This window comes from Pseudoalteromonas sp. PSi26, assembly GCF_054960575.1.
The window spans coordinates 259,520-272,222 of sequence record NZ_JBHNYT010000005.1 but is presented as its reverse complement, the minus strand read 5'-3'; the positions used below and the strand labels follow the sequence as shown (position 1 = coordinate 272,222).

At 38.1% G+C, this 12,703-nt stretch carries 7 protein-coding genes; 4 read left to right on the top strand and 3 right to left on the bottom strand.

The window, feature by feature from the left end; genetic code table 11:
- Positions 1-256: 256 nt before the first annotated feature.
- The 3 genes from ACFI34_RS07760 to ACFI34_RS07750 form a co-directional block, all read right to left on the bottom strand.
- Positions 257-1,855: an ABC-F family ATPase gene (locus tag ACFI34_RS07760; RefSeq protein WP_462673053.1), complete on the bottom strand. Its 1,599-nt coding sequence runs from the start codon at positions 1,853-1,855 to the stop codon at positions 257-259.
- A 220-nt stretch (positions 1,856-2,075) separates the two neighbouring features.
- Positions 2,076-2,813 (bottom strand): substrate-binding periplasmic protein, encoded by a 738-nt coding sequence (locus ACFI34_RS07755; RefSeq protein WP_462673052.1) that lies wholly within the window; start codon positions 2,811-2,813, stop codon positions 2,076-2,078.
- Positions 2,814-2,852: 39 nt separating this feature from the next.
- Positions 2,853-3,596 carry a transporter substrate-binding domain-containing protein gene (locus ACFI34_RS07750; protein WP_462673051.1) on the bottom strand — a complete coding sequence of 248 codons (744 nt, stop codon included), beginning with the start codon at positions 3,594-3,596 and terminating at the stop codon, positions 2,853-2,855.
- A 356-nt stretch (positions 3,597-3,952) separates the two neighbouring features.
- Here ACFI34_RS07750 and dptF point away from each other — a divergent pair, with 356 nt between their 5' ends.
- From dptF to ACFI34_RS07730, 4 genes are read left to right on the top strand one after another with little or no spacing between them, the layout of a single operon-like run.
- Positions 3,953-5,545 carry a DNA phosphorothioation-dependent restriction protein DptF gene (gene dptF / locus ACFI34_RS07745; protein WP_462673050.1) on the top strand — a complete coding sequence of 531 codons (1,593 nt, stop codon included), beginning with the start codon at positions 3,953-3,955 and terminating at the stop codon, positions 5,543-5,545.
- A gap of 3 nt (positions 5,546-5,548) precedes the next feature.
- Positions 5,549-6,847 carry a DNA phosphorothioation-dependent restriction protein DptG gene (gene dptG / locus ACFI34_RS07740; protein ID WP_462673049.1) on the top strand — a complete coding sequence of 433 codons (1,299 nt, stop codon included), beginning with the start codon at positions 5,549-5,551 and terminating at the stop codon, positions 6,845-6,847.
- Positions 6,828-11,879: a DNA phosphorothioation-dependent restriction protein DptH gene (gene dptH / locus ACFI34_RS07735; protein WP_462673048.1), complete on the top strand. Its 5,052-nt coding sequence runs from the start codon at positions 6,828-6,830 to the stop codon at positions 11,877-11,879. Before dptG ends, dptH begins: the two co-directional genes overlap by 20 nt.
- Positions 11,866-12,696 carry a restriction endonuclease gene (locus ACFI34_RS07730; RefSeq protein WP_462673047.1) on the top strand — a complete coding sequence of 277 codons (831 nt, stop codon included), beginning with the start codon at positions 11,866-11,868 and terminating at the stop codon, positions 12,694-12,696. Before dptH ends, ACFI34_RS07730 begins: the two co-directional genes overlap by 14 nt.
- Positions 12,697-12,703 lie beyond the last annotated feature (7 nt).

The window sequence follows — 12,703 nt, the reverse complement described above, 5'->3', positions numbered from 1 at the left end:
AATGGGCTTTTAAAATCTTGATTCACAAAGAGAAGCGAATGAGGAGTAAATGAGTAGCCAAAGTAAGTAGGGTTAACTTATTTTGTAAACGTAGAGCTTGCTCACGTTAGAAGTGAAAGCTTCTCAGCGCTACAAAAAAACACGAGCAATAGTTAATCACCTCTTGGTGGGGATTTAATTACTTGTTTACTAATGCATTTAACCAAGCACAAAAAAGGCGCTAACTAAGCGCCTTTTAAACTAAACACCAAAGGGTTTATGCTTTTTTCTCTTCGCAGCTTGCAAGGTACTCATCAAACGTACCCTGAAAATCAATAACCTGCTTATCTTTAATATCAATAATACGCGTAGCCAACGACGACACAAACTCACGGTCATGGCTTACAAAAATAAGCGTACCTTTAAAGTCTTTAAGCGCATTATTTAACGCCTCAATGGCTTCCATATCCATGTGGTTTGTTGGCTCGTCCATTACAAGCACGTTAACGTCTTGCATCATTAACTTACCAAATAACAAACGGTTTTTTTCACCACCTGAACAGTTACGCGCTTTTTTGTTTGAATCGTCTGCGGTAAATAACAAACGGCCTAACATTCCACGTACCATTAAATCGTTATGCTTAGCAGTACGCCACTGCGACATCCAATCAAATAACGTTAAATCGTTATCAAAATCTTTAGTGCTGTCTTGCGGGCAGTAACCAAAGCTCGCATTTTCAGACCACTTAATTTCGCCTTCGTTACTTTTAAGCTCGTTAACTAAACAGCGTAAAAAAGTAGTTTTACCCACACCGTTTTCGCCAATTACCGCAAGCTTTGCACCGGCTTCTAGTAAAAACTCACCGCCACTAAATAACGTTTCACCATCAAAACCATGGCCAAGCTTGTTAACTTCAAGCGCTTGGCGGTACATTTTTTTGCCTTCGTCAAAGTTTAACGACGGGCTCATACGGCTTGACGCTTTAACTTCATCAAGCTTAATTTTATCCATTTTTTTAGCGCGCGAACTGGCTTGCTTAGCTTTAGAGGCATTAGCACCAAAGCGGTTAACAAAGTCTTGTAGCTCGTCAATTTCAGCACTTTTTTTAGCGTTTTCGGCTAACAGCTGCTCGCGTTGCAGGCCCGATGCCTCTAAATACTTTTCGTAATTACCCGGGTAGATACGCAGCTCGCCGTAATCAATGTCGGCCATGTGTGTACAAACTGAGTTTAAAAAGTGACGGTCATGCGAAATAATAATCATCGTACATTTACGCTTGTTCAGCTCGTTTGCAAGCCACGTAATGGTATGAATATCCAAGTTATTGGTCGGCTCATCGAGTAACAGTATGTCTGGGTTTGCAAACAAAGCTTGCGCTAAAAGCACACGGAGTTTCCAACCTGGGGCAACATTTGCCATTAATCCGTAATGAAACTCTTTATCTATACCCGCTTCTATTAGTATTTCTTCAGCGCGGCTTTCGGCAGTGTACCCGTCCATTTCAGCAAATACACTTTCAAGGTCGGCCACTTTCATGCCGTCTTCTTCGCTCATTTCAGGTAAAGAATAAATACGGTCGCGCTCTTGTTTAACCTTCCAAAGCTCAACGTCGCCCATAATTACCGCATCTACCACCGTGTATTGCTCAAATGCAAACTGGTCTTGGCTAAGGTTACCTACTTTTAACCCCGGGGTAATCGACACATTACCCGCGCTAGGCACAAGCGCACCGCTTAAAATTTTCATGAAGGTCGACTTGCCGCAGCCGTTAGCGCCAATTAAACCGTAACGGTTACCGTTACCAAATTTAGCTGAAATGTTTTCAAACAACGGCTCTGCGCCAAACTGCATCGTAATATTTGCGGTGGAGATCAAAAAGGGTAATCCTAGAATGAGTACTGACAGGAGCTTGCTGTAGCAAAAGGCCACAAACAACATCAAGCAATAGGGTAAATTAGCTGGCGAATTATACAGATCAGCCACAATTAATGAAAGGTAAAAGGCAGCTAATTTATAACCAACCTTAAACGCACTTTAACGGTGCAAAAGCTTTTAAAAATTTGCTTAGTGAATAAGGAAGGTTAAATAAATAAAACTATTGATGGGTTTGGTAAATACGCTCAATAACCGCTTTATTGTTAGTAATATACGAATTAATAGCCGCCATATCGTCAGCAGTAACCGTTTTTTTACTCAGCATAAAATGCACATTATTAACGTTTATGGGCTCAACCAATGCAGCAGGCTTAATGTTTGAATACTGTTTTGTAAAATATTGCGCCACTAACGAATCATCAATTAAAAAATTAATGCGCTGTTTGTTAAGCAAAATAAAACGCTTTTTAGACTCCCCCGTAAGCACCACTTGGTTTGCATACTGAATGCGTAATTGCTCAAACGCATCGCCAAAAACACTTCCTCTGTTTACACCCACCGTAAGCGATTTTTTAAATAACTCGTTAATGCTATTCACATTAGGCGAGCTGGCGTGTGTGTATAGCAGCATTTTTTCAACACGGTAAGGTAATGTAAAGTGGGCATACTCAGCGCGATCTGCCGTTTTACTGGCGGCAAAAATTAAATCAACACGGCCCTGTTTTAGCTCTTCAAATGCACGTAAGGAGCTAGGTAACACACTAAAGTTTAAGCAATAAGGTGAGCTTTTAAAAATAGCCTTAAGTACGTCTATTTCAACCCCGTCCAGCGTATTGTTTTTTAAAATGACATAAGGCGGCCAGTAACTTTCGTTAGTAGCCACTGTTAACGTTTTAGTGCATCCCCAGGTATTAAATGCACTAAAAGTAAAAAGGGTTATAAACAATAATATTTTCAAACTACAGCCTTTTGTAAACGGTTTTTAGTGTGTATTTAGTTATAATTTTTCAAACAGTTCTGCTAATTGTGCCTTACGGCTTTGTATTAATTTATTAACCTCAATAACATCTTGCATAGTAGACGTATTTTTACTCAGCATTAAATGAATAGAGCCCTTGTTAACATAAGTTGTAGTATTAACTTGCTTAATATTGTTTGACTGGCTAACAAAGTACTCACCCACTAACTGGTCTTCAATTATAAAATCGATCCGTTGTTTAGCCAATAAAGCAAAGCGCGTTTTTGCCGCACCGGTAAAAATAATTTGTTTTGGATAAATATTTTTTAAGTGCTCAAATTGCTCTCCGTAATAACTCCCTACATGGGCGGCCACGGTGTAGCCCTGTTCAAGCGCATCTTGCAGGTTTTTAACATTATATTGTTTATTTTTATGCTGATACAACCACATCACCTCGTTGCGGTAACTATCCGAAAAATAAACATGCTCTGCACGTTTTTCAGTAAAACTGGCAGCCCAGCCTAAATCCATTCGGCCTTTAGTTTGTTCAACAAATGCACGCTCTGCATTGGGTAAAAACTCAACCTGAACACAATAAGGCGACCCCGCAAATATAAGCCAAAGCGCCGTTACCTCTTTACCTTGTGCGTGGCCGTCTACATTAACAACGTAAGGCGGCCAATAGGTATCGTGCGACGCGACAAAAAACCTTTTTTCGCAAGCCCCACTCCCAAAAGAGAGGGCTACTAACAAATACAACCCGTATTTTTTTAATCTATGCATAATATCCCTCATGCTAGCGACGCAATACGTACAGTATAAACCAGCCTTAAAATTTAGTCGTAAATTTTGTATAAGCATGTAAATAACATTACGGGCTGTAAAAATTTATATTTTTATAATCAATGCGTTGGGAATAAGAGTGAAAAATACATCTAGTTTGCACTCAATTAAGCGCGTTATTGGGGAATTAGTAACAACGTCGTATGATTCATCATACATATCTACCTAAAAAGCCTATATTTTTTATTTATTATCATGTAGATTGTTCCAATATGAATACTAACTTAATGCCAAGTTAGTTAAAAATAAACCAAGGAGCGGTTTTATCAAACCGCGAAATATTGGAAAGGTTAATTATGCGGTTGAAAGAAGCCCTCAGCGTCTTATCAAAGTCATCTCCTTATGCTGTATCTACAGAGCGCAGCACTATAAACCAAAATATTTTGGATGATGTAAAGTCATATTTATACATCCAAATGCCTATCGAAGAGGCAGTTAATAAAACTATTTCAAGTTTTGGTGCTAACGATAAAAAAATATTGTTTTTATGTGGCAGTAGTGGTGATGGCAAGTCAGAGCTTTTAACAAAAGCTAAAGTTAATTTTGGCTCACGGATGAAATTCCATTTAGATGCTACCCACAGCTTTGACCCGCATGGCACAGCAATTCAAACATTAGATAAGGTATTTGATGAGTTTGAAGCGTCAAGCAGCCCGTTAGTTGTTGGTATAAACGCTGGTATGCTAGGAAACTATGCTGAAGAAGGTCAAAATCAATTAATACGTAGCAAAATTAGTGAATATCTTAAAAATAAAAATACCCAAGATGACACTGCTATTTTTATTAACTTTGAAGACTATCCAAAATTTGAAATAGGTGAAGATGGTTATAAGTGTGATTTTGCAGAAAAGCTATTACAAAGAATCACTCAACCCGATAACAATATTATTCGACAACTTCTCGAAAAAGAAAAGCAGCACCAAAACGATATTTCAACTTTACGTTTAATCGCTAACTTTGAGTTGCTTAGTTTACCTTCTGTCCAAAAAGTGATTATTGATCTGCTATTTAAAGCGCGTTTAATGCGAGATCAATTTTTAACTGCGCGTGCATTACTCGATTTTGTTCATGAGCTTTTATTAGGTGATGGGTATCTATTTGATAACTTATTTGCAGGTGGAGATAACGAACTTGCAAACAAAATTGAGAATTTTGACCCCGCGCATCATCGTACCAAAGAAATCGACCGGTTTATTCTTGCTTTCGATCTAGGTTTGCCAGATGAAGAGTTTGATGTATTCAAGAATGCATTAAACCAGTTAGGTATTACTAATATTGAAACTGGCGCTCAGTATCTGCGTTTATTTTACCTACTTAAATACGACGACTTTGCTAACAATTACCATATAAGCTTTGCTGGTGACTTTAACGAGTCCCTAATCAAAAGTTATCTTTCAGTTTACCAATTACACAAGTCTTACAATGGCGATAGCAATCAAAAAAATAACTTAAAAGAGTTTTATAGAGATACGCTAATTGCTGCTATTCGCACTTATATAAACCGTAACGCACCAAAACTGGGTAAAAAGTTCTATTTACTGTCTGATTTTGGTGATTACCAAATTGCAGCACCGGCAGATTTAACAATGGATTCTAAATCTATTTCTGCATCAACAACCACCAGTAGTGCATTTTTTAATGCGCATTTAAAGCTGCAAGATAAAAAGTTTAAGTTGCCAATTAATATTAACCTTTTGTCGCTACTGATTAATATAAACAATGGTTATCGACCTAATAAGCATGACAAAAACTCGGTAATACTGCTAGATGAATTAGCCGCAGAAATCGTACAGCAGGCAAAGGCCGCCAAAGAAATAGTCATTACAGGTGTAGATGGTAAATATCACCTAGAACTTGATGATGAAGACATTATGGTTAATGAGGGTTAATAAATGCCATTATTAGAAGAGTTAAAGCCAAAAAATAATAGTGCTGCTAGTTATTTCCCTGTTTCAGCTAATAGCGCTAACAATAAGTATGATTGGGAAACGGTCGTTGGTTTTTTCATCAAGTCTCTACACAGTCTTAAACTGGAAAAAAACATTGAGTCACTCGACGACTTTAAAAAGCTGTGTAAAACGCATTTTACCAATAAGTTAGATGGCGAACCGTTTTGGCATGTTATCGAAAAAATGTATTTTGATAACGAGCAGGTCTTAAATATAGCGCCTGAAATGCAAGTGTTAAAAGTATTAAACCCAGATAAAAGTAACTCAGGTGATGAGCGGCTTACGTCATTATTTAATAGTTTAATGGGTGATGTTGAAGTCGCTAATGCACCAAAAGCGCAGCTTAATTTTTTAGAGCAAGAAGTAAAAAAGGTTTTTGACTCGCCACTTGTTACTAATAAAAATCAGAAAATACGCAAGCAACATATTGCTTACCTGCCTTTTTTGTCAGCACGATTTCAGCAAGATCTTAAATTCTTAGTTAGCTATCCAGAACATTTTTTACAAAATATTAAGGCCTTTTTAAAGTTGTACGGCTTTTTGTATACGGCGCAATTGTCGCTAAATATAAAAGGCTGGGCGCAAAAACCCGAGGTAAAACCTTGTTACTTTATTCTAGACAGTGAAAAAGCCAGTAAAGAGCGCACTAAATTGCAGTTACATGGGCACAAACAAGTTATTGAGTCTAGTTATGCGTTGTTTCCTTATTTATCATTAAATGAAAGTTTACAAGATACAAAAACTGCTATTAACCCTCTGTGGCAGTTAATGGATGAGATTAAGGATACCGACATTGAGGGGTTAAATTCTTATGCTAATAAATTTTATATTGATAGAAATTTAACGAGTCAGCAGAAACAACCAACCACTATAGACGAGTCTATTAATCATTTAACTCAGCTTTTTGTTGAACAGTTTAAAAAGGGCACAACACGCGAGACAGCGTTTAACAACTTTGTAAAAGCCACCCGCGAAACCTTAATTAAGCCGTTTGAACAAAACCGCCGCCGAGCAGGATCTTTTTTAGTATTAAATCAAGACTACCTACTGTTGCTCACAAATTTATGTATAGGTGAAAGTGAAAAATTAAGGCTCCATGAGCTGTTAATTGAGTTTCAAAAACGCGGTGTGTTTTTTGATAAAAGCAGTGAAGAATGCTTAATCGATTTGTTTGAAAGAATGGGTAATGTAGAAAGAATGAGTGATAGCGGAGATGCAGTTTATGTCAAAAAAACTATATGAAGACTTCTTAGTTGAACACTTTTGCCAGTGGGCAACTAAAGGTTTTGAAGGTGAAAGCCGCTTTCAGTTTCGCTCGCCAGATAGTGATAATAGTTTAAAGCTTTATCAGGCAATGCTTAATAAGGCAGATACAAGCGTTGAATTGAAAACTAATGACATAAACCAAACGCTGCCCGCTATTACTTTTGGTAAAACTACGTTAATACCTGTTGTACATAGCGAAAGCGCACAAGGGCTGAGTGAAAACTTTATCTCACATTTACGCGATTTAGTATCAGCGCAAGACGACCCTTTAAAAAACTGCGCATTACTCGTTATTCACAACTCTTATTTGGATACACTAATTAATTCAGCACGTGATTTAGGTAAATCTGGTGAAGTTTGGCATCCCTCAACAATAAAAAAATCACTCAGTGAGCTAATTTCGTCAATAAGCGGTACTGATAAAGTATCGCAGTGCCTGCTCGATCATCGCTTTAAGCTCATTATTGAAGACGGTGCAACCATGTTTGGTTTTACTGAGCTTTATGATGCGTTAGAAGATGGCATTATTCAATTTTGTGAATTAGGGTTATTTAACGATAACACCATTGTAAGCTGGGATGATACAGACCAAATAGATAAACGTTTATCACAAAACCACCAGTTATACGGCAATATTAGCGAGATAGTTGAAAAGTACCCGCAAGAGCTTGTCGAAAAGCTGGGCGATTTAGATCTTAGCGAAAAGTTTGTGAGTACTCATTTTGCAGATGGTCAAAATTGGGAAGAGCTCGATTTTGGCGCAATCATAAAAGAGCGCCGAGACAATAAAGAAAACTTACTGTCGTTTGAAAGTGAGATAGTCACAGATATAGATTTTATAGCGCGTGAAAACAAAAAAGAACGCCATTTAATCATTCAAATGCCAGCAGATAAAACTGACTTTAAAATTGAAGCGAGCTTTGTGGGTGGTAAAATTCAAAAAAATGAATTAAAACTACAGCACACTAAAGAACAAATTACTCTTGATGTAAATAATCGGTCTCAAAAACGTAGTATTGCTGAAATTTCGGGAACGTTTAATAATCAACCGCTTTATTTTAGTGTTGATTTTAAACGCGAAAAACCGCAAGAGCGTTTTAAATACAGAGTTTTAGTTATTCCACAGGGCGCTTTTTTTCTTGATGATTTAGCTGATAGCTTTTTGCTCGTACCACGTAAGCAGCTTATAACTTTGCAAACAAATGCCGGGGTTTTACAGGTTGCTGAACAAGGAACTCCTGCAAAAGTTACTCAATCAAACCAAACTTTCCTAGTTGACCAAACACAGGTTGTCGATTTTGCACAGTTTGCCAATGAAACAGACACATTAACCTTTGCAGTTCAAAGTGGATCGCACGTACTTAATTTTGAAGTAGATGGCGCTGTTTCGTCAGATACATTAAGCCTACCACTAGTGCTTGATACCAACCTGTTCAACCGTCTATACAATGATAATTTCAATGGCTTATACAATCGCGCGAAAGAAAAAGTCGTTATTGACGGGAAAGACTTAAACCCAACTGGTATGCGTAAAAACCTATTAAATTGGGAAGCAAAACTACAAGATGAGCGCATACTTGCAACACAAACTGCTGGTAGGCCAGAAGTTACATTAGAAAATATTGAAAGCGCATTCCCAGATTTATTTGTAGCTTATCAATCACTATTTGATTACCTAGACGAGCGAAAGGCACTCATAAGTTCTTGCTCGTGGGGGACCGAGTTTTTAGGTTTAGCAAATAAAGTTGTTGAGTGCTACTTAGCGCAAGTTGATAAATTAGAAACCAAATCGCTGTTATCTCCGCAAGCGAATATGCTGGTAAATATAGGTATAGCTGAGTTTGACGAGCAAGAATACATAACACCGCTGCACCCGTTAACTCTCGCATACTTTTCCCAACTAGTTGCTTGTGCGAGTGATGAAAACGACAATAGCTTTAATACGTTACCAAATGCCACAATTAAACGTTTAAATGCAGAAGGCTTATTACCATTTGTATGGCATGCAACAGACGGGTTTGCATACAACCAAGCTGTGCCCGAGAACCGTATGTGGTGCAAACTAGTTTCTAACAAAAAAGCAGCACTTGAATATGTACGCCCATTAGTAAGGCAAAAAACAAGTGAGTTTACAAAAGCGTTTGATGTTCTTTTTGATAAAGGCGGTAAAGAAACCGTTTATATTAACTCTATCAATAATGGTAACAACACCGCGCTATTTTTAGGCTTAGTTGATTACCTAAAAAAGAAATCCGCAGACGAAGCAAACCGCATTCACGTAAATATTTACGACAAATCACTGCAACGTACTTACTTTGATGATTTTGCAGATGCGCCAAGTTACGACGAACTAAAAGAGTTAGCAGAGCTGGGTAGTGAAAAAGACAAAGCCGATGCTATTGCCGATATGCTTAAAAATCGCATAACTTATAGTAAGTTTAAATTAAATGCACAAGAGTCAGTATTTAATTATGCACACATTAGCTTTGTACGTAACGATACCACAGTAGAGCCAGTACCTGTTGATGTACTTACCGAAAAAACCGGCGTTGCCTGTCATGGCTTACTCGCAGGCGAAACCGCATATCAAGAGCAAAACACCTACTTTACAACCTTTGGTTTAAATAAACTCGATGTTGACAGTACTGCAACTTTAAAACTGAGTAGTCAGTTTAACAGTTTAGCTAAAGCTGCGTGGTGCGGGCAAAAGTACGAAACCAGTAATGGTTTAGGTTTAAAAGTAGCGGGACAACTGTCAGAGCTGCTTGAACGCGTTTATGAAAATTCAGTCTGGACAGTGATTATTGACCCTAAAGTAACACTTGAGTTTTTTAAAGGCCAAAAAGATGCCGTACTTATTCACTACTCAGACAACTTTACTAACTCAGCAAATTACGATGCGATAACCGTTACCAAGCGTCGAGACTTATACGACCAGGTACTTTCGCAAGGTATTAAAGGTTTAATAGACGAGTTTAATGCGTTTAATGGTGAGTGGTTACTTAAAATGATCACCAGTAACGACAACGACCGCAAAGAGAAAAAAAGCATAATAGGTGCCTATAAATACGTAAACTGTTTGCTGCATCAAAGCGATATAACATGGGTGCCAATGAGTGTAGCCGAAATGCTCCGTGTAGCAGGCAATATTGGCTTAAAAATGAGTGATAGCGACTTCTCGCGCTATTCTCAAAACATAAAAAGCGGCGCAATTTCTGACGACGTTTTATTTGTTGGCTTTAAAGGTAGCAACATGTACTTGCTACCGCTTGAAGTTAAAATTGGTAAAAAACGCACACATGGTAAAGGCATTCAACAAGCTAAAGAGCTGAAACGTTACTTAGTCGAAAACTTATTTGGCCGTAACGATCTAGCAGGGCATTTATACCGAGGCTTGTTTATTCGTCAAGTATTGATGCAAGTTGATAAGTTTGAATTATACAAAGTGTACGAGAATGACTACTTTAACGAGCTACAAAATAATCGTGAATGGTGGTTACAAGGTGATTACCAAGTTGCCGATTTAGCTGACTACCCGCAAGGCTTTATGATGGCATTTTTTGAAAATGCCGACTTTGCCAAAGAAGAATACACCGTTGAAGACGATATTTTACAAATCATACTACCAAGTGCTAACTTAAATCGATTTATAAGCACGCCTTTGCAGGCACTACTTAGCAATATTCAAAGTAGTGAGCTTTGTTATATACCCGAGCAATATATTCTTGAAGGTGAAGCAGTAAATAAAAGCAGTGTGACACCTATAAAGCCAATCGATAAAGTAGACCCTGACAAACCAAAACCTGTAGATGAGCTTCTACCTAAAGTTGCCGAAGAAGCAGCGTCAAGCATTGTGGCAAAGGCAGCGTCTACAGACTCATTAAAAGTGCTTGTTGGGCATGTTATGCAAAATAATGAGCCTGTGTACTGGGAGCCAACCAATACCGCTAAATTTATGAATACCAACTCAGGTATTATTGGCACTATGGGCACGGGTAAAACTCAGTGTACTAAGTCGGTCGTAACTCAGCTTTATCGTAATCAGCATAACAATGTTGATGGTAAGCCAATAGGCATACTCATTTTCGATTACAAATCGGATTATGTAGACGATAAGTTTATTGATGCTACCAATGGTAAAAAGTTTAACTTACATAAATTGCCATATAACCCACTTAGTTTGTTTGGTGATACGCCCATGCTGCCAGTGCACACAGCTCGGGGCTTTTCAGAGACTATGGGCAAAGCGTTTAACTTAGGCACTAAGCAGCAGCTTAAGTTACGGAAATTAATTGGTGATGCTTACGACTTAGCAGGTATTCATAAAGCGAATAAATCCACATGGGGTAAAGCCGCACCGACCATGGCTGATTTGTGGTCATTGTTTTTAGATAGCGAACCAGCGGAAGATTCACTCTACGCAGCGCTAGAAAGCATCTGTGAGCTTGAAATATTTGAAGACGATACCAGTAAGTGCATGTCGCTTTACGATCTTGTAGACGGTATTACCGTAGTTGAGCTGGCGGGCTACCCAGGTGAAATACAAAATCTTGTTGTTGCGCTTACCCTCGATTTGTTCTACTCGCAAATGCAAAAACAAGGTAAGCCAGAAGTACAAGGTGACTTTAGACAAGTTACTAAGCTAGTACTTGTTGATGAAGCCGATAACTTTATGTCGCAAAACTTCCCGAGCCTTCGCAAAATACTAAAAGAAGGCCGTGAATACGGGGTTGGCGTTATTTTATCAACCCAAGATATCACACATTTCAAAACCAGTGAAAACGATTATTCAGCGTACATTTTAAGCTGGATTGTGCATCGCGTAGCGCAAATAAAAACCCAAGATATTAAAGGCATATTCAACAAAGATGATAAGTCAGAGCAAGAGCTGCTGATGAAAAACATCCGTGAACTTGAAAAACACACCAGCCTTTATATTGATGGTGAAAAACAAATTAAGCGGATTAAAGATAAGGCGTTTTGGGAGTTATTAAATGAGAATAATTGATGCGATTGAAAAAGTTCTAAAGGATAACGGAGGTGCGCTGACACATGTACAAATATATAATCTTATTAAGAAAGAAAACTTATTTACATTTGGGGCTAAAGATCCCTGTTCGGTAGTCCGAAGCAAGCTGAGAAAACATTGTTATAATTTAGATTTCCCTAGTGCTAGTCCAGTGAAATTATTTGTTATCTCAGATAATAAAAGCCCAAATAAGAAGCCTGTATATTCCTTATACAACTCACAATCTAAGCCAATTCGCGATAACGTGAGCAATGTAGATTCATCAAAAGAACTGTTAGTAGAAGAAGTAATACATAATGGTTATAAAACCCACTTAGATAACCTGAAACTGCAACTTTTGACTATGATAAAGTCAGAAGACCCAGCCTTTTTTGAAAAGCTAGTCGTAGATTTACTTATGAAAATGGGGTATGGCTGGAACGAAACCACAGCTGGTAAAGCCATTGGGGGCGCCGGTGATGGAGGGATTGATGGGGTTATAAGTGAAGATAAGTTGGGCCTTGAGAACATTTATGTCCAAGCCAAAAGATATACAAATACTAAAGTACCTCCAAAGGAGGTACGTGATTTTGCAGGGGCTATGGTTGGGGAAGGGGCTAGAAAAGGAGTGTTTTTTACTACATCAGCATTTACCGCTCCTGCTCAAACATACGCTAGAGCTGTTCAAGGTATGTCAATCACTTTAGTTGATGGGGATATGTTAGTTGACCTGTTAATACAACATGAAATGGCTATTGCACCAATTAAAAAATATACTGTTTATGAAGTTGATAAAAACTTCTTTTCTAATGACTAGGAATTGA

Bases quoted from the DNA above. Each gene is read 5' to 3' on its own strand.
- ACFI34_RS07750 (WP_462673051.1), bottom strand. From the start codon at position 3,596: ATGCATAGATTAAAAAAATACGGGTTGTATTTGTTAGTAGCCCTCTCT.
- ACFI34_RS07730 (WP_462673047.1), top strand. From the start codon at position 11,866: ATGAGAATAATTGATGCGATTGAAAAAGTTCTAAAGGATAACGGAGGT.
- dptF (WP_462673050.1), top strand. From the start codon at position 3,953: ATGCGGTTGAAAGAAGCCCTCAGCGTCTTATCAAAGTCATCTCCTTAT.
- dptH (WP_462673048.1), top strand. From the start codon at position 6,828: ATGTCAAAAAAACTATATGAAGACTTCTTAGTTGAACACTTTTGCCAG.
- dptG (WP_462673049.1), top strand. From the start codon at position 5,549: ATGCCATTATTAGAAGAGTTAAAGCCAAAAAATAATAGTGCTGCTAGT.